Raw genomic sequence first — 23961 nt, 5'->3', positions numbered from 1 at the left:
TGTAATCGACCCCGCGTCCCCTCTCTGGTGTGATCTTCCACGCGCATTGTGCATGGAAGACCTTGGCGCCGGCTTCGGCCGGCGCACCTCTCCCCACCGAGGAATCGCCATGATCGCCAGACCCTTCACGCACGCGTTGCGACGCGGCGCGATGTCCGCGCCGCGGTTGCAGAGCTCCTCGACCAGCGTCCGGGACTTGTCGACCCGTTTTTGCCTGTTGGCGTTTCCGATCGCGGCGTTGCTTGCCTGCCGCGTTGCAGTCGCCTCTCCCTCAGAAGAGTCCGCCATGAACACCACGACCGCAGCAACCGCGACCGCGTCAGCCGCCACGAGCGCCGTCTCCCAGGACCAGTCCATCCGCCCGTTCAAGTTTCATGCGACGCAAGAGCAGCTCGACGATCTTCGCCGGCGAGTCAAGGCAACGAAGTGGCCGGACAAGGAAACCGTCGGCGACCAGTCGCAGGGCGTACAGCTGGCGACACTGCGCAAGCTCGCCGACTACTGGGGCAATGAGTATGACTGGCGTCCATTCGAAGCGAGGCTCCAGGCGCTGCCACAGTTCGTCACCAACATCGACGGCGTCGATATCCACTTCATCCATGTGCGTTCCAAGGATGCGGGGGCATTGCCGGTGATCGTCACGCACGGCTGGCCGGGGTCGATCGCCGAGCAGATGAAGATCATCGGACCACTGACCGATCCGACGGCGCATGGCGGCAAGGCAAGTGATGCGTTCGACGTGGTGATTCCCTCGCTTCCCGGTTACGGTTTCTCCGGCAAGCCGACGGAAACCGGATGGGATCCTATCCGGATTGCCCGGGCCTGGGTCGTGCTGATGAAGCGGCTGGGCTACAACCGGTTCGTGGCGCAGGGCGGCGACTGGGGCAATGCCGTCACCGAACAGATGGCCCTGCTGAAGGCGCCGGAACTGATCGGCATCCACACGAACATGCCTGCAACCGTGCCGGCGGACATCGAGGCGGCGCTACAGGCGCGCCAGCCCGCGCCGGCGGGATTGTCCGCTGATGAGAAGCGCGCCTACGACCAGCTCGACTATTTCTATCGCCATGGCCTTGGCTACGCGCAGGAAATGGCGGGGCGCCCGCAGACCCTGTACGCCATCGCCGATTCCCCGGTCGGCCTGGCGGCGTGGATGCTCGACCACGATGCGACGAGCCTGGCGCTCATCACGCGTGTGTTCGACGGACAGCCCGAGGGCTTGTCGCGCGACGACGTGCTCGACAACGTGACGCTCTACTGGCTGAGCAATACCGCGGTCTCTTCCGCGCGGCTGTACTGGGAAAGCAAGCTCGCGTTCTTCGCGCCGAAGGGCGTGTCGATTCCGGTGGGCGTGAGCGCCTTCCCCGACGAGCTGTACCAGGCTCCGAAGAGCTGGACCGAGCGCGCCTATCCGAAGCTCATCCACTACAACCGGCTCGCAAAGGGCGGGCATTTCGCCGCCTGGGAACAACCGGTCGCGTTCGTGGATGAACTGCGCGCGACCTTCCGCCCGCTGCGCTGACACCAGGTCCGTCCCAACAGGAGCCATGACATGAATCTACACCCACTCGTCGCAGCGATCCTTGCCGCCAGCATCGCGCTCGCCGCACCCGCCTGGGCACAGAAGGCATCCGGATCGGGTGTCGCTGCCAAGTCGGCCACCGACGCAAAGGACCAGGTCCGGCTAACTCGCGTCACGCCCGAGTACTGGCGAGTCACGTTCCACAACCCGCCATACAACATCTACGGCCCGAAGACGATGCCGCAGTTGAACGAGGTTGTCACTGCGCTGGAGACCGACCCACGCGTTCGCGTGGTGGTGTTCGACAGCGACGTGCCGGACTTCTTCCTGACGCATTACGACTTCGTGCCGCCCCTGACCGACACCACCGGTTTGCCCAACGGCACCACCGGACTGCCGCCCCTCCCCGACATGCTGGTGCGTATCAGCAAGGCGCCGGTGGTGTCGATCGCTTCCATCCGCGGCCGCGCGACCGGTGTGGGCAGCGAGCTGGCACTGGCAAGTGACATGCGCTTCGCCAGTCGCGAGAAGGCGGTGCTCTCGCAATGGGAGGTCGCGGCCGGGCTGGTGCCGGGCGGTGGTCCGATGGCGCGGCTGCCGCGCCTGGTCGGGCGCGGCCGTGCGCTCGAGGTCCTGCTTACCGGCAACGACATCGACGGCCCAACCGCGGAACGCTATGGATACGTCAACCGCGCACTGCCCGACGCCGAACTCGACGCGTTCGTCGACACGATGGCGCGCCGCATCTCCCGTTTCGACAAGCAGGCCATCGCAGACATCAAGCGGATCGTGGACGACAGCAGCCTGCCATCCAACGAACAGATCGGCGCCGAATGGGCTGGCTTCATCCAGTCGGTCCAGCGACCCGCCGCACAGCAGCGCATCAAGGAGTTGATGGAGCTGGGCCTCCAGCAGAAGCCGGACGTCGAGAAGCGTCTGCCCGAGTACACGGGCAAGCTCGGCGGCACCGCGGATTGAACCGGCGGGGCAGGGCGGAGATGGACACCTCGACCAAGCCGCTCCTGCCGATGGTCCTCGCGGCGGCGCTGTCATGGACGAACAGCGTAGCCGCGGAAGGCCTCATGGACGCCAGGTTCGATAACCGCATCAGCGGCGACTGGGGCGGCTCCCGGACGCAGCTGTCGCAACGAGGACTGGACGTGTCGCTGACCTACATCAACGAATGGCTGCACAACACGTCAGGTGGAGAACGCGACGCGACGGCGTATGCGGACCAGTTCGCGCTGGCGCTCGATGCCGACCTGGACACCATGCTCGGATGGCGCGGCGCGTCATTCCACGTCCTGGTCACCAACCGCAATGGCCCGCAACTGGACGCCAGGGCGGGGCTTGGCACGCTGCTGGAGACGCATGAGATCTACGGCCGCGGTCACTACACGCGACTGACGCGGTTCTACCTGCAGCAGGCGCTGTTCGACGACCGCTTTGTGCTGAAGCTTGGCCGAAGCGACGTCGACTTCTTCCCGCTGTCGTGCGACTTCATCAACATCAGCTTCTGCGGCGCCTTGCCCGGCTACCACAGCAACGGCTGGTACACATGGCCGATCGGCCAGTACTTCGCCAATGCGACCCTCCGGCCGACGGCACGGACCTACCTGAAGGTCGGCGCCAATGATGTGAATCCACGCAACCTCGACGGCGACCAGGGGCTACGCCTGCGTACCCCGCGCGACGACAACGATGGCGTGCTGGCCAACGTCGAGGCGGGGTGGCTTCCGGTACTCGCGAGCCGACTGGACGGCGCGTATCGCGTCGGTCTCTGGCGCAACAGCACGAACCAGCCAGACCTCTTGCTCGACGCGCAACGGCAACCGATGCCGCGAACTGGCGGCGACCCGCTGGTACGCACGAGCTCCCACGGCTGGTATGTCATGGCGCAGCAGACGGTATGGGCGAACGACACGGGCCGCTCGCTGACCTTGTTCGCCAACCTTTCGAGGTCCGACCCCGACGTGGATCGTGTGGACCAGGTCGCGTCACTCGGGCTCTGGCTGCACGGTCCGTTCGCCGGCCGCCCCGGCGATCGCCTCGGCTTCGCCGTTGGCCATAACCGTGTGGGCGCGCAGGCACGCGAGTCCGAGCGCCTGTCGAACTCCGCGAACGGCACCAACGGCGCGCTGCCGCGCGAGGAAACACCGGTGGAAGTGAACTACCAGTTTGCCGTCGCGCGCGGGCTCTGGCTGATGCCGAGCGTCCAGCGCGTAGGCAACCCGGGCGGGCGCGACGACAACGACGACGCGCTCGTCTGGGGCCTGAAGTTGAGTGCGATGTTCTAGACAGCGACGCCGGGCGTCGCATGAAGCCATTCGAACCTGCTACGGAGATCGTCATGGACAGTCACAGAAACAGCAATGCCGGCAGCATCGATGAGGACCGCCGCCTGATCGTGGGCGTTGCCGCCCTCGGCGCGATCACCGCGCCCTTCGTCATGGTGTCGAGCGCAAGTGCGCGTGCCCAGGCGGCATCGCCGAAAGCTGGCAGCCAGAGCGTGGCCGCCGACTCGCTGGGCCCGCTCAAGCACGTGCGTGCCGGCGTCCTGGACGTGGCGTATGTCGACCGCGGTCCGCCTGACGGCCCGCCGGTACTCCTGCTCCACGGGTGGCCGTACGACATCCACAGTTACGAGGAGGTGGTTCCGCTGCTGGTGGCGGCGGGGCACCGCGTGATCGTTCCGCACCTTCGCGGTTACGGGGAAACACGGTTCACCTCCGCCGACGCGACACGCAACGGACAGCCGGCGGCGCTCGCCGACGACGTGGTCCAGCTGATGGACGCATTGCATATCCGCAAGGCCCTGCTGGCCGGTTTCGATTGGGGCGCACGCTCGGCTGCCATCGTCGCGGCGCTGTGGCCCGATCGCGTGAGCGCGCTGGTGTCCGTCAGCGGATACCTGATCGGAAGCCAGCAGGCCGCACTGACACCTCTGCCACCGAGCGCGGAGCTGCAGTGGTGGTACCAGTTCTACTTCGCGACGGAACGCGGTCGTGCGGGTTATGAACAGAACCGCCGGGACTTCGCGCGTCTCATCTGGAAGCTCGCCTCGCCGCAGTGGGCGTTCGACGACACCACCTTCGAGCGCACCGCAGCCTCACTGGAGAACCCGGACCACGTCGCGATCGTCATCCACAACTACCGCTGGCGGCTCGCGCTGGCGCAGGGCGAGGCGCGATACGACGACATCGAGCGGAAGCTGGCGGCGGCGCCGTCGATCTCCGTGCCGACGATCACCATAGAGGGCGACGCCAACGGCGCACCCCATCCGGCGCCTGAAAGCTACGCAAAGCGCTTCACCGGTCCGTACGAGCATCGCCTGTTCACCGGTGGCATCGGCCACAACCCGCCGCAGGAGTCGCCGAAGGAGTTCGCGAAGGCGGTGATCGACGCGGCCCGCACGTGAGAACACAGGAGGCGACCCCATGACCACTCAGGACAAAGGCACCGCGCTGATTACCGGCGCTTCGTCGGGCATCGGCGCCATCTACGCCGACCGGCTCGCCCGTGAAGGCTACGACCTCGTGCTCGTTGCACGCAGCGCAGACAGGCTCGAGCAGCTCGCGAAGCGGATATCGGATGCGACTGGCTGCGCGGTCCGTACCATCGCCGCCGACCTCACCCACACACAGGATCTGGAGTGGGTCGAGGAAGCCCTGGCCACGGATGCGCGAATCACGATGCTGGTGAACAACGCCGGCGCGGGGTCCACGGCACACCTGCAGGACCTCGATTACGCGAGCATCGAGCGAATGATCGCCCTGAACGTGACCGCGCTCACGCGCCTGGCGCGAGCAGCTGCCAGCGCGTTCGTGGCGAGGGGAGGGGGCACGATCGTCAACATGGGCTCGATCCTCGCAGTGGCGCCGGAGGTGCTGAGCGGCGGCGTCTACGGTGGCACCAAGGCGTACGTGCTGGCGTTCTCGCAATCGCTGCTGCACGAGTTCGGCGACAAGGGCGTCCGCGTGCAGGTCGTGCTGCCAGGCGCGACGGCGACCGATTTCTGGGAGCTTTCCGGCACACCCGTCGAGGCGCTGCCATCCAGCATCGTCATGAGCGCCGATGACGCGGTCGATGCCGCGCTGGCCGGGCTGAAGCTGGGCGAGTTCGCCACGTTCCCGTCGCTGCCCGACATCGACGACTGGAACGCATTTGACCGGACGCGTCGAGCATTGCTGCCAGGCCTCTCGCGGACGACGCCCGCACCACGTTACGGCGCCGGCGGCTGAGCGGACGCATGGTCCTGGGCTCTGGCAGGCCCGGCTCCTCACCAGGCGATCTGGCGCGCCACTCGATCGTCACGATGCGATCGCAAGAGGCGATTCCATCGTTTTGCGGAAGAATGTCTGCCGGAATGCGTGGATTCGCACCACTGGGTTACGCCCTTAGATTGAGCTTCGTCGGAAACACGTCGCGTCACGCGGCCGAACCGAACCCCCACCAATCCGGAGCAATACCATGAGCAGTTCCCGCAAGACCGTCATCATCACCGGTGCCTCGCAGGGCATCGGTGCAGGCCTGGTACAGGCGTTCCGCGATCGCGATTTCCGTGTGATCGCCAATTCCCGTTCAATCAGGCCGTCCACCGATCCCGACGTGCTCGCCGTCGCCGGCGATATTTCCGACCGAGCCGTTGCGCAGCGTATCGTCGAGGAAGGTCTCGCGCGTTTCGGCCGCATCGACACGCTGGTGAACAACGCCGGCATCTTCACCGCCAAACCTTTCACCCAGTTCGACGCCGACGACTACGCGAACAACGTCGCGATCAACCTGACGGGCTTCTTCCACATCACACAGCTCGCCATTGAGCAGATGGAGAAGCAGGGCGCCGGCCACGTGGTCACCATCACCACGAGCCTGACCGACCACGCGATCGACGGTGTGCCGTCCGTCCTGGCCTCGTTGACCAAGGGTGGACTCAATGCAGCGACGAAGTCGCTGGCCATCGAGTACGCCAAGCGCGGAATCCGCGTGAACGCGGTATCGCCAGGCGTGATCCGCACGCCGATGCACGCGCCGGAAACGCATGAATGGCTGGCCGCACTGCACCCGGTCGCCCGTCTGGGCGAGATCTCCGACGTCACGCAGGCCGTGCTCTTCCTGGAATCGGCGGGCTTCGTCACAGGCGAGATCCTGCACGTCGACGGCGGCCAGAGCGCCGGTCACTGATTTCTACCAGCGGGGCGAGGAAACCCTCGCCCCCTTCTTCAACAGGAGCAAGGCAATGCCTATCGTCAACATACAGATCACCCGCGAGGGGTCTGGCCCGGGACGCGACGCCGCGACGGCCGAGGAGAAGGCCGCGCTGATACGTGGTGTAAGCCAGCTGCTGCTCGACGTGCTCAACAAGCCGCTGGATTCGACTTTCGTCGTAATCGAGGAGGTGCCGCTGGAGAACTGGGGCTGGTATGGCATGCCGGTGCCCGAACTGCGCAGGCGTCGCGCCGAAGTGAAATGACTGCTGGGAGCGGGCGCGGCGCCGGCTGCATCCACGAGGGCGGGGTGGGGCGCGCATCGGCACTCGAGGGTGCTAATGTCCCAGCCGGTTGTCGTCGGTTGGGGATGCGTGGTGAAGATCGTCAAAACCGAGGCCGCGATCCTGGCCGGCGGCTGTTTCTGGGGAATGCAGGATCTGCTTTGCCGCATACCCGCGGTCGTGTCTACGCGCGTTGGGTATACAGGCGGAGATGTTTCCCATCCCACCTACCACAGCCACGGCACGCATGCCGAGGCGATCGAGATCGTCTTCGTCCCGGAGCTGCTCTCCTACAGGCAGATCCTGGAGTTCTTCTTCCGTATCCACGACCCGACCACGCCCAATCGCCAGGGTGCCGATATCGGCACCCGCTACAGGTCGGCGATCTTCTATGCGAGCCAGACGCAGCGGCGCATCGCAGAAGCCACGATCCGCGAGCTTGATGGTTCTGGCCTGATGCCCGGCCGGATTGTTACTTCGGTTGAGCCTGCGCGCACGTTCTGGGAAGCCGAGGCGGAACATCAGGCGTACTTCGAACGACACCCCGAACAGCGCGCATGCAATCACATCCGTCCGTCGACGAGGCCCGCAGGCGATTGCGCTGTCGCGGTAGAGCCAGAACCGCTCGGACTCGCGACTCGAGCCTAGCTCCTGCCTCCGGGTGCTGCGAGCTTTGCGACAGAATGGCATGCGTGCGATCGAAACCGATACCAAAGCTGGATAGACGCCGGCCTGTCGTCGGTGCACGCTGCACTCGTCGAATCAAGTCACGGAAACTCGTGATCAAGAAGGCGATTCTGCTACTGCGCTGATTGCAGCAGGCGACATCACCGAAACCACCTCCAATGGTGGAGATTCGAGCAAAGAGCGCGGTGCAGATGCGTTGTGATAACCCAGCCGCATTCTGCCCTTGCCCAGCCCATCCACCCGTGGCGCCTAGCCTGCGGAGAGAAAACATGCGCATCCTCATGGTGCTGACATCGCACGACACTCTTGGAAACACCGGACGCAAGACAGGGTTCTGGCTGGAAGAGTTCGCGTCCCCCTATTACGTCTTCACCGATGCGGGAGTATCGGTAACGGTGGTGTCGCCGAAGGGAGGGCAACCTCCCATCGACCCCAAGAGCGACGACCCCGACAACCAGACGGAGGCGCAAACGCGCTTCAAGGCCGATCGCAATGCGATGGGTGTACTGGCAAGCACGCTACGCCTGGACTCCGTGTCGGCAGACGACTTCGACACCGTGTTCTATCCGGGCGGGCACGGCCCCATGTGGGACCTTGCGGAAGATGCGCACTCCATCAGGTTGATCGAGTCGTTCTACGACAGCGGCAAGCCGGTAGCGGCGGTCTGCCATGCGCCCGGCGTGCTGCGTCATGTCAGGCACAAGGGAGAGCCGATAGTGAAGGGCAAGCGCGTCTCCGGGTTCACCAACACGGAAGAAGCCGAGGTCCAGCTGACGAACGTGGTGCCCTTCCTCGTGGAGGACGAGCTCAAGCGCCTGGGCGGCGTATACCAGAAGACCGACAACTGGTATCCATTCTGCGTCGTCGATGGTCGCCTGATCACGGGCCAGAATCCGGCCTCTTCCACGATCACGGCGCAGACGCTGCTCAGTTTGATGAAGTAGCTCGCGCCAGTCGCGGCACGCAGGGTTTGTCTCGAGGTCTCACCAGAGGAGTGCGTACTCATGGATCTACTCATGGCAGCCAAGTCGCTCGCCGACCGTGTAGAAGCGGAGGCAGCGAAGGCGCAGGTTCCTGTCGCTGTCACCATCGTGGACGTTCACGGCAATCTCGTGCTGCAGCATCGGATGAACGAGGCGCCCGCCTTCTCGATGGAGATCTCGGAGCGCAAGGCGTATACCTCCGCGATCGTCGGCGTGCGTACTGCCGAGCTGGGCCCCCTCGTGCAGCCGGGCCAGTCCCTGTATGCGTTACTGGCCATGGCAGGCGGTCGCTACACGGCCATGGCGGGAGGTGTCCCGCTGAAACATGAAGGCAGGGTGTTCGCCGGTGTTGGCGTGAGTGGCGGCACGACCGATCAGGACGTCGCGATCGTCGATGCCGCGATCGAATCGCATGGCGTCAGGTGATTCGCAGGACACCAACCAGGGGCCTTTGCCATGATCTCTCCCATGACCTTCCTGCGCGCCACCGTCGGGCTCATCGCCTGCACGGCGTGCGTGGCACAGGGCGCTGGATTGCCGACCAAGGCGTTTGGCTCCATCCTGCAGGAAGATATCCAGTGGGCGCCGTTTCCTGCGTTTCCCGAGCAGGCACGGCTCGCGGTACTTGTAGGCGAACCGGCGAAGCCCGGCCCCTATCTGGTGCGGGTGAAAGTTCCTGCGGGCGTGACGCTGATGCCGCACACCCATCCGGAAGACCGGATCTATACGGTCATTTCCGGGGTGTTCTATATCGGCCTGGGCCGGAAGTTCGACGAATCGAAGCTCGTTGCCTACGCGCCTGGAAGCGTCGTGGTGCTACCCGCCAATACACCGCACTTCCATCGAGCCCGATCCGGCGAGTACGTCACGCAAGTGACCGGCGTGGGACCGCTAGGCATCGACTACGTAGATCCCCGCGACGATCCGCGCTCGCATTAGCCAGGCCGCGATGCATCCGGTTGTGAGCGAGCATGCGTTCTCGATTGCGATGCGGCAAACCCCTCTTCGATGAGCAGGGACACATGCCGATGCTTCCCATATCGAACTCCGGGACCACTACGTACAAGCGCGTCACCGTGGATGGCGTCGGCATCTTCTACCGCGAGGCGGGTCCACGCGATGCACCGACACTGGTGCTCCTGCACGGGTTCCCGTCGTCATCGCGTCAGTACGACGCCTTGATCCCGCTGCTGGCGCCTTACTACCATGTGATCGCGCCGGACTATCCAGGCTTCGGACACAGCGACGCTCCATCGCCATCCCGCTACGAGTACACGTTCGACCGGCTTTCGCAGACCATGCATCGCTTCCTGGATAAGGTCGGGATCGAGCGATGCAGTTTCTATCTGCATGACTACGGCGGCCCGATTGGCTTGCGCGTGATCCTCGCTCAACCCGATCGACTGCAGGCACTGATCGTCCAGAACGCCAACGCCTACGAGGAAGGGCTTGGGGAGAAATGGGCGGGAATCGGCAAGTTCTGGGAGGCCCCTGCGGTGCACCAGGAGGTGGTCGACGCCTTCCTCTGACGAGAGCACGCAACAGCGCCATACGCTCGGCGCCGCCCATCCCGAGCGTTACAACCCGGACGCGTGGACAGACGAGTCTGTGCACCTGTCCAAGCCCGGCCAGCGGGAGATCCAGAGCCTGCTTCTTTGGGATTACCGGACAAACGTTGCTTCCTACCCTGTATGGCAGGCCTGGTTACGTGAACGCCAACCACCTGCCCTGGTGATATGGGGGAAGAACGATCCGTCGTTCGTTGCCGCAGGCGCGCAGGCGTACAGGCGCGACTTGCCAGGCGGGGAGGTTCATTTGCTCGACGCAGGGCACTTCGTCCTCGACGAAAAAGTGGACGAGGTCGCCTTGCTGGTGCTGTCCTTCCTGAGCAGGCACTTGAAGTAGCCGATCACGTGGGGCCGATGGTGTGTTGCGATGTCGCGTCTTGCCGATCCTGGATCACCCTCCTTGAGGCGGGGCCCGGGAGCGCAGTCGTCATTGCGTTGGGAGCCAGGCCCGGCTGGCCGTTGTCCCCCAGGGGGGCGGGTCGTCATGCTTTCGCTCGATAGTTGACTGAGGCAGAGTAGCCAAGACCGCGCTGGTCGGAGGCGACCTTGCGATTGCGGCGATCTTCCTGATGCGATGTAACCGGGCATGCGGCCCCGCCGCACCAGCGAGTCTGGTTCGATGGGCTGATCGGTGTGGCAATGGTACGGTTTCAGTCCAGCGAGGTGGTCCTGTGCGTTCACGCGTATTCGTGGCCCTTTTCCACGGCATCGTTGTATTGATTGCCACGGCAGCAGCGCCGGCTTGGGCGCTTGATCCCGAGCTCACGATCTCGAACTACGGACACCGCTCGTGGCGCGGCTTCGAGGGTCTGGGCGCCGGTCCCATCACCGCCATAGCGCAGACCACGGACGGCTACCTATGGCTGGCCACGCCCAATGGTTTGCAACGCTTCGATGGAGTCAGCAGCGTCCCTTGGCCGCCGCAGGCCAGGGCCGTTCTCGCGGCCGACAGCATCCGTGCGTTGCTTGGTTCGCGTGACGGAACGTTGTGGATCGGCACGACGAAAGGGCTTGTGAGCCTCGCGAACGACAGGCTCGTCGTCCATCCGGCTTTCGTGGGACGGACCATCAATGACATCGAAGAGAACGTGGACGGAACCATCTGGGTCGGCGGATCGGAGGGAAAGCACGCCTTGCTTTGCTCGATACGTGGCACGGATATCGAATGTCATGGTCGTGACGGATCGCTCGGGGAGGAGATCAGCGCGCTTCATCGCGACAGCCTGAACGCACTGTGGGTCAACGGCGGCAATCGCGTGTGGAATTGGATGAACGCGCCGGAGGAGCCTTTTACCGTCAGCCCTCCCTCCGTCTCGCAGGCGCGTCGTGCCATGACCGAGATAACACCCGGAACTGTAGTGGTGGGCAGGGGCTACCTGCGCGGGGTGGCGAAGGTCGGCCAGGGCAAGGTGGAAGCCGTCGAGCTGCCGGCGTGGGCGAAGGACCTCGTTTACATCAAGGCGATGCAGGATCGCGACGGCGCTGTCTGGCTGGGTGCGGCCGACGCCGGGCTGATTCGACTCTTCAAAGGGCGCGTGGATGCATTCACTGCGTCGGATGGACTTTCCGGCAACCACATCCTCGATTTGTTCGAGGATCACGAGGGAAACGTCTGGGTTGCGACATCCCGCGGGCTGGATCAGTTCCGATCGGTGGCGGTTGCACGCCATGCCAATGCCAACGGCCTCACCGGTCGCGGCCGCTCGCTGCTCGCCGCACATGACGGCTCGCTTTGGGCGGGTACTACTACCGGCGTGTTCCAACTGGACGCGGCACGGCAACGATGGGAACTTCGATGGCCGCGGATGGGTGGTCTGTTCGAGGACAGCCGGGGCACGCTGTGGTCGGCGTCACCCAGTGCCGCAGGGCTGCAGTCGCTCTCGAAGGGACGCATCGGAACGGCGCCTGGCGTGCCCCCAGGCCCGGTCGAAGCCGTGACCGAGGACGCGATGGGCAACTTGTGGATCGCACATCGTTCCGCCGGGCTGATGCGCCTGCGTCCGCACGGAGCTGCTGCCGAAGTCGTGACGGACCGTTACAGGTTCTCGGCCGATCGAATCTCGACGATGGCCACCGACCCCTCCGATGGTTCGCTGTGGCTGGGCCTGTGGACGGGCGAAGTCGAGAATGTGCTCGACGGCCAGCGCCGCGCGCGCTTCGATCTCATCGCGCCACGCCAGCCCCGTGCACGCATCAACCATGTCCGCGTCGATGCAGACGGCTCGGTATGGGCATCTACGCGGCATGCGTTCAGCCGAATCAAGGACGGCCATGTAGTTCATCTGGTTACAGGACTGGGACCTCCATGCGACGGGCCGCTGTGGTCGGTCGCCGATGCGCGGCGCGTCTGGATCTCAACGCGCTGTGGCGTGGCCTGGAGCGACCGCGTAGACCTCGATGCGCGAGTTTCGGCGGCACCGAGAGGAAGCAAGCAAAGCGCGCAATTTCGGCTGCTCGAGCCGTGGGATGGCGTCTCGCGGGAACTTGGCCCCGGGATGATCGGTTACACGACCATTCCATATGTGTTTGCGCCCAAGATGGCGCAGACCGCGGACGGTCGGGTATGGGCAGCGAGCGGCGACGATATCGTCACCATCGATCCGCAGCGCATCCCGGTCAACCTGGTGCCTCCGCCCGTCGACATCCAGAAGGTGACCAGCGATGGCCGCACATTTGCTCCGGCAGCCGAGATGCGCATTCCACCGCGTCCGCGGAACCTCAGGGTCGATTACACCGGGCTCAGCTTCAGGGCATTGGACAGGACCCGGTTCCGTTACAAGCTCGATGGATGGGACGCCGATTGGCAGGATGCGGGCAACCGACGCCAGGCCTTCTATACGGATCTTTCGCCAGGGCGATACCGCTTCCATGTCACGGCAGCAAACGATAGCGGCGTATGGAACCCGGTGGGTGACGCGCTGGAGATCACGATCGAACCTGCATGGTGGCAAAGGACGGATCTGCAGATCGCCGCAGCGGTGCTGTTCGCACTTGCACTGTTCGCCTTCTACCGGCGTCGCGTTGATCACCTCTCTCGGATGCTTGCGTCGGAAACAGCTTCGCGTCGCGAGATCGGTCGCCTTTACAGCGACCTGCAGGAGCGTGAGTCCAGGGTGCGCCGGTTGTTCAATGCGAACATCATCGGGATCTTCACCTGGAACCTGGACGGTCGCATTCTCGAAGCGAACGAGGCCTTCGCAACGATCGTCGGCTATGACAGCGCCGAGCTCGTTTCCGGCCTGCGAAAGTGGAAAGACCTGATGCCGCCGGAGTGGGATCCGTCGGACGACAGGATCATGAGCGACATGCTGGCTACCGGAGTTGCGACGCCGTTCGAGGCGGATTACATCCGCAAAGACGGCTCTCGCGTTCCGGTTCTCATTGGCGCCGCACTGTTTGACGTCAGACCGGGGGAAGGCGTGGCGTTTGTCCTCGACCTTACCGATCGCAGGCGGGCGGAGCAGGCGGCTCGGGACAGCGATCGCCGATACCACGACATGGAGAGACGACTGGCCGATGCGAACCGTGTGGCGAGTGTTGGCTACCTGTCCGCCATGATCGCTCACGAGGTCAATCAACCGCTGTCGGGTGTGATCACGAATGCCACCACGGCTCTGCGCATGCTCGATGTCGAACCGCCGAACATTGCAGGTGTTCATGATGCGGCGCAGCGCATCATCCGGGACGGCAACCGTGCGGCAGAGGTGATCAGGCGGTTGCGATCAATGTTCAGCAGGAAGGATCACGTGCTGGAGGTGATTGATCTCAACGAAGCCGCGCGCGAGGTCGTGGCCATGGCACGCAGCGACCTGGAAAAGCACGGCGTCCAGATTCGCCAGGAATTCGCCGACGACCTTCCATGCATAAAGGGAGATCGCATCCAGCTCCAGCAGGTGATCCTCAATCTGCTGCGCAATGCATCCGACGCGATGGCGAGCGTCCAAGACCGCCCTCGTCGACTTCGGATCCGAACCGAGCGCGAGGCAAGCGGGGGCATCCGCGTCGCGGTACGGGATGCCGGCGTCGGGCTGCCCGCGGAGGATCTCGAGAGGCTCTTCGACGCGTTCTACTCCACCAAGGGAAGCGGGATGGGCATTGGCCTGTTCATCAGCCGGTCCGTCATCGAGCGTCACCAAGGGCGCCTCTGGGCAGATTCGAACGACGATCATGGCCTCACTTTCTCGTTCTCCCTTCCACTGGAGCCCAGCGCCTTACCCGCCACGAGCCAGTAGTTCGGCATACGTTTCAGAGGAACACGGATAGTCGTGCGCCTGGCGCTTTTGAATACCTAGGTCCAATCGACGGATCCGCGCTCCGAGCCGATCATGGATACGACGCCACCAACGAGTGGCGCGGTCCTGGTCCCGATGGAGCACAGTTCCATGGCGTTGCTCGACGGCAAAGTTGCACTGATCACCGGAACAGCCCGAGGCCAGGGCAGGGCCGCTTGCGGTGTTTTCGCGCGTGAGGGCGCAAAGGTCATCGGCTGCGACATCCGCGTGGCCGAGAATGAGGAAACGGTGCGTGGCGTGCTCGACGCCGGAGGCGAGATGACCGGCTTCGCGCCTGTCGACCTGACTGCTCCCGAGCAGGTCGAACGCTTTGTCGCCGCTGCAGTGCAGGTCTATGGTGGCATAGACGTGGTTTACAACAATGCCGGGGCGGCGCGCTTCGGCCCGGTCGCAGCGATGTCGATCGGTGACTGGCGTGCGACGATCGCTGGCGAACTCGACTCGACCTATTTCGTTACTCGTTATGCCTGGCCGCATCTCGTTGCGCGTGGTGGTGGTGCAATCATCAACGTTGCGTCCATGGCAGGCATGATCGGATTTGCTGCCCCGCCGATGGCGGCGCACGCTGCCGCAAACGCTGGGTTGATCGGCTTGACGCGCCAACTGGCCGTCGAGGGCGCGCCGGTCGGCATCCGTGTGGTCAACATCAGCCCAGGCGCGATCGTGACGCGCGAAGCAGACCTTGACCCTGCTCAGCGGGAGGCCATTGCCAATCGCACTCTCCTCAAACGCTGGGGCAACCCCGCCGAGATCGTAGAGGTCGCCGCGTTCCTTGCCTCCGACCGGGCCTCGTACATCACTGGCGCGAACATTCCGGTGGATGGCGGCACGACAAGTTGGTAACCCCGAAGGAGTTTGAGATCATGTCCATACCCAGAATTGCTGTCGTCATGAGCACGACGCGCGCCTCGCGGTTCGCCGATGTACCTGCCGCCTGGATCTCAGGGCTGGCCCTCGCTCGCGGCGACATGGAGGTCGAGCTGGTCGATCTGCGCGATTTCCCGATGCCGTTCTTCGACGAGCCGGCATCCAATGCCTGGGTGCCGTCCAGCAACGGCATGGCGCAGATCTGGCAGAGCAGGGTGGCCAGCTTCGATGGCTACATTTTCGTCACGGCCGAGTACAACCGTGGTATCCCGGCCGTTCTCAAGAATGCACTCGACTATGCCTATCCCGAATGGAACCGGAAGCCGTGCGCGTGCGTCGGCTATGGCAGCGTCGGCGGCGCCCGCGCGATTGAGCAGCTGCGGTTGAACTGCATCGAGTTGCAGATGGCGCCGACGCGAAGCGGAGTGCACATCCAGGGGCGCGACTTCTTCGAGGCGCTTCGCGATGGCAAGCCGCTATCCGACATTCCCTATATCGAGCAGAACGCGGTGACCATGCTGGACGAGCTGCTCTGGTGGACGCTCGCCCTAAAGGACGCCCGCGCAGCGCGGAGCGGAACTTAGCTTCGCTGAGCACCTGGGAGTATCCGCGATGGCTTCTCAGGAGTAGCTGATATCGCTCAGGTCAATCCAGACCATCAACATGTCAAGGTTCGGGCGACCATCCGGTCCGCGCGTGTAGGCGCGACGTCGCGTCGGCAGTGAGATTCCATCGCGACTTACGTGCCCCGAGGTCAGCTGTGCGGCCGCAAAGCCGCCGGCGATGTTCACCTGGTAGTCGTGGCGACGCAGCATCAATGACTCATCGAAGAAGAAGTCCTGGGTAGAGCTGTGGGTCTCGATCGAGCCGGGGAAGCGCGCGCGCAGTACGCGCCAGTGCTCCTCGCCCTCTTGCCATGGTTCGATCTCCTCGACCGTCACTCCCTGCATGGCAAGCAGGAACGGAGTCGCGAGGTATGTCCATAGCGCTTCGCCATTGAAGTAGGCGCGGTGCAGCGGGTCCCAGGGCGTGTTCATCTGATGCCCGGCGAAAGAATCCCTGGGTGCAAGTCGCTCTGCGAGGACGCTGCCGTCCAGCCTTTCGACCGCCACACGGTCTGCCGTGAATACCGAGCGCTGGTCAGGGGCGCCGTAAGGTAGCAGCGACATATCCTGTTCATGAAGCCAGGCCGTCACTTGCCTCGGGTCCGCGTCCTGGATGATGCCCTTCAGTCCAAAGAAGCCGCCCCCACTGACGATCGTGGCATCGACCCGCTTCAGACTGCGCCAACGGTCGATGCCACCATGTGCATTCAGAACGTTCTGGAGCAGGGCGTCCACTTCGGTCTCCTCGAATCGTGCACAGGAATAGCGCAGCCACAAGTCTGGATTCGTCCGATGCGCCACGCCATTGACCATTGGTGTTGGTAGTCAAGCACGGGCCGTAGCACCGGGTTAGACACCATCGTCTGATTCCGCTGGGCTGGTGCGATAGGGCATCCTGCGAGCAGGCCAGCACCTTGCGTGGTAGCGGGCACCCGAACCGGAGGAGAAGCGCCATGTCTCGCACTGTCCAACTCAACAGCAAGGGCGCCGGGGCAGGTGCGTACCGCGGCGCATCCCGATCGAAGGACCGCTACGTGTCGGACTCGGGTTGTGGTTCGGGAGGTTGCGCCGGACGAGGGCGGTGTGGCGGGCGCGCGGTCGATGATCCCATTGTCGAACCCGTGAGCTCCGGACTGGTAGCACGGTAGCCCGACGGCACTATCATGCAGCGCTCCAGGCTACTCGACTTGCTTGGCATCGAACTGCCCATTGTGCAGGCACCGATGGCCGGCGTCTCGTCGCCCTCGATGGCGGCGGCGGCAAGCAATGCCGGTGCGCTGGGTTCAATTGGCGTCGGTGCGCTCGACGCGCGGGGTGCGCGCACGATGGTTGAAGCGGTGCGTGCGGCGACCTCTGCCTCGTTCAACGTCAACCTGTTCTGCCACACGCCGGCCCGGTCCAGGCCGGATGCGGAGCGCGAGTGGGTCCATCGGCTGCAGCCAGAGTTTGCTGCCCTTGGCGCGAAGGCGCCCGAGCGCCTGACCGAGATCTACCGAAGCTTCGTCGTCGATGAAGACATGCTTTCAATGCTGCTCGAAGAACGGCCGCCCGTCGTGAGCTTCCATTTCGGCTTGCCCTCGCTTGCTTCCATCCGCGCGCTCAGGGAGGCTGGTATCACGCTGATCGCCACAGCGACCAATCTGGCCGAGGCTCGCGCGATTGAAGCGATCGAGCTCGACGCAATCGTCGCCCAGGGATGGGAGGCGGGCGGGCATCGCGGCTGCTTCGACCCGGAAGCTCCCGACGAAGCACTCGGCACCATGGCGCTCACTCGACTACTCGCACAGAAGACACGCTTACCGATCATAGCTGCCGGCGGCATCATGGACGGCGCCGGTATCGCCGCAGCCCTCAAACTGGGAGCCGTCGCTGCGCAACTGGGCACGGCCTTCGTCGGCTGCGACGAGAGTCTTGCAGACGGCGGGTATCGAGAAGCGCTCTTCGCGCCTGCCGGTACGGTGATGACGCGCGTCATCTCGGGGCGACCTGCGCGGTGCCTGGCCAATCGATTCACAGCGATGGGTTCGCACATCCCCGACGAGGCGGTCCCGGATTACCCGGTCGCGTATGACTTGGGGAAGGCGCTCAACGCTGCCGCCAAGGCACGCGGGATCCATGGGTTCGGCGCGCAATGGGCAGGGCAGGGGGCGCCACTCGCGCGGTCGCTCCCCACCGCGGGTTTGGTGCAGACGCTGGCACGGGAGCTTGCGGAGGCTCAGGCATGACCGGCGTGATGCCCCTGCGTTCTCGACCGCTGTTCACCATGGAGCTTGCGGTCGGTGCATTCCTGAATGTCGGTGGCCCGCAGGGAGGCGCCCGTCGGATCGCCAACGTTTCCGGCGGCACGTTTGACGGCGAACGGATGCGCGGAGTCGTACTTTCCGAGGGATCCGATTGGCAGACGCTTCGTGGTGATGGTGCAGTGCTGCTTGACGCACGAGTGGTGTTGAAGACCCATGATGACGTGCTGATCGCGGTGACCTATACCGGGATTCGTCATGGACCACCTGACGTGATGGCGCGACTCACGCGTGGCGAGCATGTCGACATTGGAAGCTACTACTTCCGCATCGCGCCCATCTTCGCCACCTCGGACCCGCGCTACGAATGGCTCAACCGTATTGTCGCCGTGGGAACCGGGCAGCGTCTTCCCGATGGACCGCGTTATGACGTCCACGAGGTCCTGTAAACATGGACCCGCAAACGGCATCGCGTCAGGCGCCATCGCCTGCCGTGGGCAGCGGATCCAACAGCCTTGCCTCGACCATCCGGGTCATCACGAAATCGATGAAGGCTGTCACGGCTTTGGGGGATTGACGGCGACTGGCATAGACCACGTAGACCCCGACGCCAGGAGTGCCGTGGTGCGGCAATACTTCGAGCAATTGCCCTGCACGCAAGTGCTCGGCGGTCACAAGGGTGGGGAGCAGGGCAATGCCGAGCCCTGCAAGTGCCGCATCCAGCTGCACACGAAGCGCGTTGGCATGGAAGCGTCCGGCCACTGTCACTGCCACAGTGCCGTCGGGACCGATGAGACGCCACTCGGTATGGCCGGACGGGGTGGGCGCGGCAATGCAATCGTGGCCTGCCAACGCCAGCAGGGAGTCGGGTCGGCCGTGTGATGCAATATAGGCTGGGCTTGCAACCAAGGTCGCGCGGGTGGTCCCGACCTGCCTGGCGACCAGGCTCGAGTCGCGATCGACGCCACTGCGGATCGCCACGTCGATGCCCTGTTCGATGATGTCCACCTTCTCGTCGCCGAGCACGAATTCCAGGCGAACTCTGGGGTGTGCGGCCAGGAAGTCGCCAACCCAGGCCACGTCGAACCAGCGGAAAAAATCCGCAGCAGCGGCCACCCGCACCTTGCCGACGGCGTGTTCGCCGCCGTCCGCGGTTTCGCGCGCGACCGCTTCGACCGCGTCGATCTGCTCGGCACTCCCCTGAAACAGCGTCGTGCCGGCTGGTGTCAACGTGAGCTGGCGGGTACTGCGCTGTAGCAAGCGCACGCCGATCTGCGCCTCAAGCGTTTGAATCCGGCGGCTGACGGTATTCGGCGGCATCCCCAGCCGGCGACCGGCAGCAGCAAAGCTGCCGGCGCGCACCACCTGCACGAACAGGGATATGTCGTTCAAGTCGGCCATCACAGGGCTATTGCTTCGAATTGTGGACGAATGAAATCTAGCAGGCTCGGCTAATCGTTGCGCGTCCTTGCCCTTAGATTCGAGCCCAATCACTCGGTGACCGAATTGGAGGATGCCCCATGAATGCTCAGACTCAACCTGTCCGCGCTACCGCGGACGTTCTCACGCGTCGCGTGATACACACAACGCGCGGCCGGGGCGGCGGACCGATCGTGCGGCTGATGAGCCCCGGCGACCTGGGTGAGCTATTGAAGCCATTCGTGTTCCTGGACTTCATCGACACCCGGGACCAGCCCAAGCCACGCGCGAGCGATTACGGCTTGCATCCACACTCCGGTATCGCGACGCTGACGTGGCTCTACGAAGGCGATGTGAACTACCAGGACACCACTGGTCGGCGCGGGCAGATCTCGGGCGGACACGTCGAATGGATGCGGGCGGGGGGTGGCGCGTGGCATGGGGGCAACTTCGGCGACGGCGATGGCCGGGTCCGCGGCTTCCAGCTGTGGATCGCGCTGCCACCGGAACTGGAGCTGTCGGAGGCGATCAGCACTTACCTGGCGCCGCATGAGATCCCGACGTCAGGGCCGGTGACCGTCCTGCTGGGCCAGCAAGGAGCTGGCAGGAGCGTGATCATCCCGCCGTCACCGATCAATTACCTCTCAGTCCGCCTGCGTGCGGGCGAGCGCTGGACGTACACGCCACCCTCAGGCCACACGGTCGCATGGGCCGCCGTCAGCGCAGGAGAACTCGAGCTGCCCGTGACAGCGCGGGCAGGCGAAATGATCGTGTTTGCGCCTGGAAATGAGGACATCGGGTTCGTTGCCAAGTCAGACGTCGAGTTCGTGCTCGGATCGGCTGTTCCGCACCCGCATCGACTGGTGTTGGGTAATTACTCGGTGCACACCACGGACGCGGCATTGCGCGAAGGCGAGGCGCGCATCGAAGAGGTCGGTCGGGCGCAAGGCAGCATTGTTGCACAGGGCGGAAGAGTGTCTGCCGGAGCGTAGGGATTCGCAAACCGGCTTTGCGCTCCTAGATTGAGTCCACCTGCGAATCACCGACCCACTGTGTCAGCACTGCCATTGGGTACGGGCGTTTCGCAAAAACGACACACTCAAAGGTTACCCATGAACACGCAATTGGATAAACACCTGCACGTGCAAGTCGTCGCTGACCTGATCTGTCCGTGGTGCTTCATTGGCAAGCGCGGCCTGGATCGCGCGCTCGCGGTGCTTGCGAGGGACGGTATCGCGGTTGAGGTCGAATGGCTGCCCTACCAGCTCAATCCCTCCATGCCGCCGGGCGGCATGGACCGCAAGCAGTTCCGTACCCAACGCTTCGGCTGGGAAAACGCCCTGGCGATGGACGCCCGCGCCGTAGAGGCCGGCGGTCGAGTTGGCGCGGAGTTCCGCTATGATCGCCAATCGCGGACTCCGAACACCTTTGTGGCTCATAGCCTGTCCCGGCTGGCGTGGCACGAAGGAGGGGCTTCGCTCCAGGATCGCCTCGTCGATCTGCTTTTCACCGCCTATTTCACCCACGGCGAAGACATCGGCGACAGCGAGCTGCTCGAGCGCGTCGCCGTCGACGCCGGCATGCCGCCTGGCGCCGTCGCACGGGCCCGATCGTACGCGGCCGAAGTGTCTCGGCTGGAGAGCAACTCGCGCGCCCTGGACATCAGCGGCGTGCCGAGCTACCTCGTGAATGGGCATCTCGTGCTCAGCGGTTCGACGTCGGTCGATGGGTATGTCAGTGCAATCACCGATGCGGCGACGCGTGTGGTCTAGCTCGGGTTGCCATCATTCGCACTGCGCCGCCAGAGGCATCTTCAACGCTACTTCGTAGGCGCTCGTGGACGAATCAGCGAGTTGCGGGGCTTTCGGGAAATCTATACGCACCTTCAGCGGAGCGCCGTTGGGTCCCCGTATCGTCCCGATGCCCTCAAACGTGCGGAGGCGTCGCGTGCTGGCGTCGTAGGTGATCTGCATGCTGGGCGCGACGAAGTCGAGCCAGCTATCGAGGCTGAGCCGGAAACGTACGAGGCCGGCCGAAGGTGCATCCACGCGCTGCACGCGTATGGGCACCGGCGCGCCGCGGCTGGGTACGACAAACTGCGCTCGCGACGTCGAACCACCTGCGAGTGCGTTCCAGCGCTCGCGCACCCAATCGTCGAAGCCCGCGTCGATCACCGTGTCGGGTCCGACGACCACTGTCCGCTCGCGCAGGGGCGAGAACGCCGACGCACGCCAGTACGCGCGACGCGTGCCCGACGCGCCTTCCACGCCTTCCCGGTAGCCGTCGCGGGCATCGTCGAACTGAAAGACCGGCGCGCCCGGTAACGCGGTGTCGATCACGCGCTTGCGCGCGAACGCGCGTCCATCGGGGCATCTGTACACGACCAGGCGACTGCGTTCGCTCCCGCTGGTCCGGATCCAATGATGCTCCTCGTACAGCAGGTGGCCGGTGCGCAGGTCCGTCGCGCGCCCTGTCGACCGTTCGATGGTGGCTCCGCCGGCCTGGCCGCTGGCCAACAGCAGGATCGTGAGCAAGCATGCGTCATACACGGTCGCGGCCGGCTGCAACGGGGTGTTGGCGGCTGGCCAGGGGTGCGTTCGTGGCCTGCCACTGAGTCGTTCATTTTCACCAGCCAAGTGAGGATCTGCACGCACGGATCATTGTCCGATGTCGCCGCCGCCGGTGGATTCCGGCCAGCGTTGCGGCACCTTGCGCAGTTCGTCAATCCGGTAGCCCATGTCACGCAATCGCTGTACGGCATCGGTGTACGCCGCATCGGAGATCGTGGGTGTGCGCGCCATGATCCAGGCGTAATCGCGCTTGCTGCGGGCGACGATGGTGAGCATGTAATCCGGGTCCAGGTGGGAGATGACATACTCGGCCTGGATTGGCCAGACGAACTGCATGCCCCATACCGCGTTGCCCGTGCCCGCGCGGACGGTGCCGATGGGTTCCATCGTGCGTACCGGCGCATCGAAGCTTCCACGCCGGTAGCGGAAATGCGTCTGTATGCGGCCGTCTTCGCGCATCGAGTACGACTCGATTGCGTTGTATGCCTCGCGCTCGGGGAACGAAGGGATGTGGGCGATCACGTACCAGTCGCCCATGAAGCGCCGGATGTCGACCTCCGTGGCCGTGGGCACGGTCGGCGCCGTATGGGCGCAACCGCACAATGCGAGCACGCCGGCGACGACTGCGGATGGAAGTTTCATGTCAATCCTCACGCAGGAAACGGTAGTGTGCTACCTGCCATTCTTCGCCGTCGCGGTAACCGAACAATTCCGCACAGGCCATCCAGAACATGCGCCAGCGCTGGTTCCACAGTCCCGCGGCATCGCCATACGCCTGGCGCAGATGGACCATGATCGCATCGCGTCGCGCATCGTGGTTGGCCAGCCAGTGGTTGGCGGTGCGTGCATAGTGCTCGCCGCCCATCATCCAGCGTTCGTCCAGCCGCAACGACTGCTGGAAATGCAGCAGCGTGTCGGCGGCGGGCATGAGCCCGCCGGTGAAGAAATGGCGGCTCATCCAGTCGTCCTTGCCGTCGACCTCGAACGGGTAGAGCAGGGTCCGGTGGCAGAAGACGTGGACGAACAGGCTGCCGCCGGGACGCAACCACTGTGAGATACGCCGCATCAGCACGTCGTAGTTGCGCATGTGCTCGAACATCTCCACGGACACGCAGCGATCGAACGAGGTGCGGTCGAGCTCGAGCTGATTGACGTCGCAGGTGATGACACGAACGTTGTCCAGGCCCAGCTCGCGGCATCGGGCCAGGATGTGCTCGCGCTGCCCATGCGAGTTCGACACGGCCGTGATGCGCGAGCGACGGTACCTCTGCGCCATCCACAGCGTGAGCGAACCCCAGCCGCACCCGAGTTCGAGGATGTCCAGGCCGTCGGCCAGTCGCGCGCGCTCGCAGTAGAGCTCGAGCATGGCCTCTTCGGCTTCATCGAGCGTCTCGCGGCCGGTCGGGTAATAACAGCACGAGTACTTGAGCCGTGCGCCCAGGCAGGCCTGGAAGAAAGCAGCCGGCAGCTCGTAGTGCTGGCGGTTCGCCGCATCGGTATGCAGTGCGAGCGGGCTGTGGCGCAGCATCGACAACCGCTGCGTCGTGCGTTGCGACTGTACCTCGGTCCCACCGGCACGCTCTTCCTGCAGACGGTGCGCGCACAGGCGGCGGATGCCGAAACGGACGACTGCATCGGGCAGCAAACCGCGCTCGGCCAGGCCGAGCAGGCCAGGGCTGGGCAGATCGGAGTTGGTCAGGTCAGGGGCCGCACGCATCAC

General features: G+C 64.5%; 25 protein-coding genes. 20 read left to right on the top strand and 5 right to left on the bottom strand.

Annotated elements, in window-relative coordinates; all coding sequences use genetic code 11:
• Positions 1 to 52 precede the first annotated feature (52 nt).
• The 16 genes from AC3A3Q_RS18110 to AC3A3Q_RS18035 all read left to right on the top strand — a co-directional run bounded on the left by AC3A3Q_RS18110 (position 53) and on the right by AC3A3Q_RS18035 (position 15991).
• Positions 53 to 1522 (top strand): epoxide hydrolase family protein, encoded by a 1470-nt coding sequence (locus AC3A3Q_RS18110; protein WP_487587554.1) that lies wholly within the window; start codon positions 53 to 55, stop codon positions 1520 to 1522.
• Between the two features lie 30 nt (positions 1523 to 1552).
• Entirely contained in the window at positions 1553 to 2500 is a 948-nt protein-coding gene (locus AC3A3Q_RS18105; RefSeq protein WP_487587553.1) for an enoyl-CoA hydratase/isomerase family protein, read from the top strand.
• Positions 2501 to 2520: 20 nt separating this feature from the next.
• Positions 2521 to 3819 (top strand): carbohydrate porin, encoded by a 1299-nt coding sequence (locus tag AC3A3Q_RS18100; protein WP_487587552.1) that lies wholly within the window; start codon positions 2521 to 2523, stop codon positions 3817 to 3819.
• A gap of 53 nt (positions 3820 to 3872) precedes the next feature.
• Positions 3873 to 4940, top strand: a complete 1068-nt coding sequence (locus AC3A3Q_RS18095; RefSeq protein WP_487587551.1) for an alpha/beta fold hydrolase — start codon at positions 3873 to 3875, stop codon at positions 4938 to 4940.
• A gap of 19 nt (positions 4941 to 4959) precedes the next feature.
• Entirely contained in the window at positions 4960 to 5763 is an 804-nt protein-coding gene (locus AC3A3Q_RS18090) for an SDR family NAD(P)-dependent oxidoreductase (RefSeq protein ID WP_487587550.1), read from the top strand.
• 229 nt (positions 5764 to 5992) lie between these two features.
• Entirely contained in the window at positions 5993 to 6703 is a 711-nt protein-coding gene (locus AC3A3Q_RS18085; protein WP_487587549.1) for an SDR family NAD(P)-dependent oxidoreductase, read from the top strand.
• Between the two features lie 55 nt (positions 6704 to 6758).
• Positions 6759 to 6992: a tautomerase family protein gene (locus tag AC3A3Q_RS18080; protein ID WP_487587548.1), complete on the top strand. Its 234-nt coding sequence runs from the start codon at positions 6759 to 6761 to the stop codon at positions 6990 to 6992.
• Positions 6993 to 7103: 111 nt separating this feature from the next.
• Positions 7104 to 7658: a peptide-methionine (S)-S-oxide reductase MsrA gene (gene msrA / locus AC3A3Q_RS18075; RefSeq protein ID WP_487587547.1), complete on the top strand. Its 555-nt coding sequence runs from the start codon at positions 7104 to 7106 to the stop codon at positions 7656 to 7658.
• A gap of 308 nt (positions 7659 to 7966) precedes the next feature.
• Positions 7967 to 8641 carry a type 1 glutamine amidotransferase domain-containing protein gene (locus AC3A3Q_RS18070; protein ID WP_487587546.1) on the top strand — a complete coding sequence of 225 codons (675 nt, stop codon included), beginning with the start codon at positions 7967 to 7969 and terminating at the stop codon, positions 8639 to 8641.
• A 60-nt stretch (positions 8642 to 8701) separates the two neighbouring features.
• Positions 8702 to 9106, top strand: coding sequence for a GlcG/HbpS family heme-binding protein (locus AC3A3Q_RS18065; protein WP_487587545.1), 405 nt, complete (start codon positions 8702 to 8704; stop codon positions 9104 to 9106).
• Between the two features lie 42 nt (positions 9107 to 9148).
• A complete protein-coding gene (locus AC3A3Q_RS18060; protein ID WP_487587544.1) occupies positions 9149 to 9619 on the top strand; it encodes a cupin domain-containing protein in 471 nt (156 codons plus the stop codon).
• 83 nt (positions 9620 to 9702) lie between these two features.
• Positions 9703 to 10209, top strand: coding sequence for an alpha/beta fold hydrolase (locus tag AC3A3Q_RS18055; RefSeq protein WP_487587543.1), 507 nt, complete (start codon positions 9703 to 9705; stop codon positions 10207 to 10209).
• Positions 10130 to 10585 (top strand): alpha/beta fold hydrolase, encoded by a 456-nt coding sequence (locus AC3A3Q_RS18050; RefSeq protein ID WP_487587542.1) that lies wholly within the window; start codon positions 10130 to 10132, stop codon positions 10583 to 10585. The genes AC3A3Q_RS18055 and AC3A3Q_RS18050 overlap by 80 nt, the downstream gene beginning before the upstream one ends.
• Before the next feature lie 334 nt (positions 10586 to 10919).
• Entirely contained in the window at positions 10920 to 14480 is a 3561-nt protein-coding gene (locus AC3A3Q_RS18045) for a two-component regulator propeller domain-containing protein (RefSeq protein ID WP_487587541.1), read from the top strand.
• Positions 14481 to 14630: 150 nt separating this feature from the next.
• A complete protein-coding gene (locus tag AC3A3Q_RS18040; protein ID WP_487587540.1) occupies positions 14631 to 15383 on the top strand; it encodes an SDR family NAD(P)-dependent oxidoreductase in 753 nt (250 codons plus the stop codon).
• Between the two features lie 20 nt (positions 15384 to 15403).
• Positions 15404 to 15991: an NADPH-dependent FMN reductase gene (locus AC3A3Q_RS18035; RefSeq protein WP_487587539.1), complete on the top strand. Its 588-nt coding sequence runs from the start codon at positions 15404 to 15406 to the stop codon at positions 15989 to 15991.
• Positions 15992 to 16027: 36 nt separating this feature from the next.
• On the opposite strand, the gene AC3A3Q_RS18030 is transcribed toward AC3A3Q_RS18035, so the two are convergent.
• A complete protein-coding gene (locus tag AC3A3Q_RS18030; protein WP_487587538.1) occupies positions 16028 to 16747 on the bottom strand; it encodes a hypothetical protein in 720 nt (239 codons plus the stop codon).
• 428 nt (positions 16748 to 17175) lie between these two features.
• On the opposite strand from AC3A3Q_RS18030, the gene AC3A3Q_RS18025 reads away from it, so the two are divergent.
• Positions 17176 to 18237 (top strand): NAD(P)H-dependent flavin oxidoreductase, encoded by a 1062-nt coding sequence (locus tag AC3A3Q_RS18025; protein WP_487587537.1) that lies wholly within the window; start codon positions 17176 to 17178, stop codon positions 18235 to 18237.
• On the top strand, positions 18234 to 18701 hold the full coding sequence (locus AC3A3Q_RS18020) for a DUF3237 domain-containing protein (RefSeq protein ID WP_487587536.1): 468 nt from the start codon (positions 18234 to 18236) through the stop codon (positions 18699 to 18701). Before AC3A3Q_RS18025 ends, AC3A3Q_RS18020 begins: the two co-directional genes overlap by 4 nt.
• Positions 18702 to 18726: 25 nt before the next feature.
• On the opposite strand, the gene AC3A3Q_RS18015 is transcribed toward AC3A3Q_RS18020, so the two are convergent.
• A complete protein-coding gene (locus tag AC3A3Q_RS18015; protein WP_487587535.1) occupies positions 18727 to 19653 on the bottom strand; it encodes a LysR family transcriptional regulator in 927 nt (308 codons plus the stop codon).
• Positions 19654 to 19772: 119 nt separating this feature from the next.
• Here AC3A3Q_RS18015 and AC3A3Q_RS18010 point away from each other — a divergent pair, with 119 nt between their 5' ends.
• Both AC3A3Q_RS18010 and AC3A3Q_RS18005 read left to right on the top strand, forming a co-directional pair.
• Positions 19773 to 20663: a pirin family protein gene (locus AC3A3Q_RS18010; protein ID WP_487587534.1), complete on the top strand. Its 891-nt coding sequence runs from the start codon at positions 19773 to 19775 to the stop codon at positions 20661 to 20663.
• Positions 20664 to 20783: 120 nt separating this feature from the next.
• Entirely contained in the window at positions 20784 to 21443 is a 660-nt protein-coding gene (locus tag AC3A3Q_RS18005) for a DsbA family oxidoreductase (protein ID WP_487587533.1), read from the top strand.
• Between the two features lie 12 nt (positions 21444 to 21455).
• Here AC3A3Q_RS18005 and AC3A3Q_RS18000 read toward each other — a convergent pair whose 3' ends face one another.
• From AC3A3Q_RS18000 to AC3A3Q_RS17990, 3 genes are all read right to left on the bottom strand, one after another.
• Complete coding sequence (locus AC3A3Q_RS18000) at positions 21456 to 22205, bottom strand: hypothetical protein (protein WP_487587532.1); 750 nt, start codon at positions 22203 to 22205, stop codon at positions 21456 to 21458.
• A gap of 123 nt (positions 22206 to 22328) precedes the next feature.
• Positions 22329 to 22883, bottom strand: coding sequence for a lipocalin family protein (locus tag AC3A3Q_RS17995; protein WP_487587531.1), 555 nt, complete (start codon positions 22881 to 22883; stop codon positions 22329 to 22331).
• Between the two features lies 1 nt (position 22884).
• Positions 22885 to 23958 (bottom strand): SAM-dependent methyltransferase, encoded by a 1074-nt coding sequence (locus AC3A3Q_RS17990; RefSeq protein ID WP_487587571.1) that lies wholly within the window; start codon positions 23956 to 23958, stop codon positions 22885 to 22887.
• Positions 23959 to 23961 lie beyond the last annotated feature (3 nt).

Source organism: Lysobacter sp. Soil_C_59, from assembly GCF_057656415.1.
The sequence above is the reverse complement of the archived record's forward strand: the minus strand, read 5'-3'. Positions and strand labels throughout refer to the sequence as shown.

Coding starts and splice junctions, on each gene's coding strand:
- AC3A3Q_RS18060 (WP_487587544.1), top strand. CDS start 9,149: ATGACCTTCCTGCGCGCCACCGTCGGGCTCATCGCCTGCACGGCGTGC.
- AC3A3Q_RS18035 (WP_487587539.1), top strand. CDS start 15,404: ATGTCCATACCCAGAATTGCTGTCGTCATGAGCACGACGCGCGCCTCG.
- AC3A3Q_RS18015 (WP_487587535.1), bottom strand. CDS start 19,653: ATGGCCGACTTGAACGACATATCCCTGTTCGTGCAGGTGGTGCGCGCC.
- AC3A3Q_RS18095 (WP_487587551.1), top strand. CDS start 3,873: ATGGACAGTCACAGAAACAGCAATGCCGGCAGCATCGATGAGGACCGC.
- AC3A3Q_RS18105 (WP_487587553.1), top strand. CDS start 1,553: ATGAATCTACACCCACTCGTCGCAGCGATCCTTGCCGCCAGCATCGCG.
- AC3A3Q_RS17990 (WP_487587571.1), bottom strand. CDS start 23,958: ATGCGTGCGGCCCCTGACCTGACCAACTCCGATCTGCCCAGCCCTGGC.
- AC3A3Q_RS18085 (WP_487587549.1), top strand. CDS start 5,993: ATGAGCAGTTCCCGCAAGACCGTCATCATCACCGGTGCCTCGCAGGGC.
- AC3A3Q_RS18090 (WP_487587550.1), top strand. CDS start 4,960: ATGACCACTCAGGACAAAGGCACCGCGCTGATTACCGGCGCTTCGTCG.
- AC3A3Q_RS18100 (WP_487587552.1), top strand. CDS start 2,521: ATGGACACCTCGACCAAGCCGCTCCTGCCGATGGTCCTCGCGGCGGCG.
- AC3A3Q_RS18110 (WP_487587554.1), top strand. CDS start 53: ATGGAAGACCTTGGCGCCGGCTTCGGCCGGCGCACCTCTCCCCACCGA.
- AC3A3Q_RS18080 (WP_487587548.1), top strand. CDS start 6,759: ATGCCTATCGTCAACATACAGATCACCCGCGAGGGGTCTGGCCCGGGA.
- AC3A3Q_RS18065 (WP_487587545.1), top strand. CDS start 8,702: ATGGATCTACTCATGGCAGCCAAGTCGCTCGCCGACCGTGTAGAAGCG.
- AC3A3Q_RS17995 (WP_487587531.1), bottom strand. CDS start 22,883: ATGAAACTTCCATCCGCAGTCGTCGCCGGCGTGCTCGCATTGTGCGGT.
- AC3A3Q_RS18005 (WP_487587533.1), top strand. CDS start 20,784: ATGAACACGCAATTGGATAAACACCTGCACGTGCAAGTCGTCGCTGAC.
- AC3A3Q_RS18025 (WP_487587537.1), top strand. CDS start 17,176: ATGCAGCGCTCCAGGCTACTCGACTTGCTTGGCATCGAACTGCCCATT.
- AC3A3Q_RS18020 (WP_487587536.1), top strand. CDS start 18,234: ATGACCGGCGTGATGCCCCTGCGTTCTCGACCGCTGTTCACCATGGAG.
- AC3A3Q_RS18055 (WP_487587543.1), top strand. CDS start 9,703: ATGCCGATGCTTCCCATATCGAACTCCGGGACCACTACGTACAAGCGC.
- AC3A3Q_RS18070 (WP_487587546.1), top strand. CDS start 7,967: ATGCGCATCCTCATGGTGCTGACATCGCACGACACTCTTGGAAACACC.
- AC3A3Q_RS18040 (WP_487587540.1), top strand. CDS start 14,631: ATGGCGTTGCTCGACGGCAAAGTTGCACTGATCACCGGAACAGCCCGA.
- AC3A3Q_RS18010 (WP_487587534.1), top strand. CDS start 19,773: ATGAATGCTCAGACTCAACCTGTCCGCGCTACCGCGGACGTTCTCACG.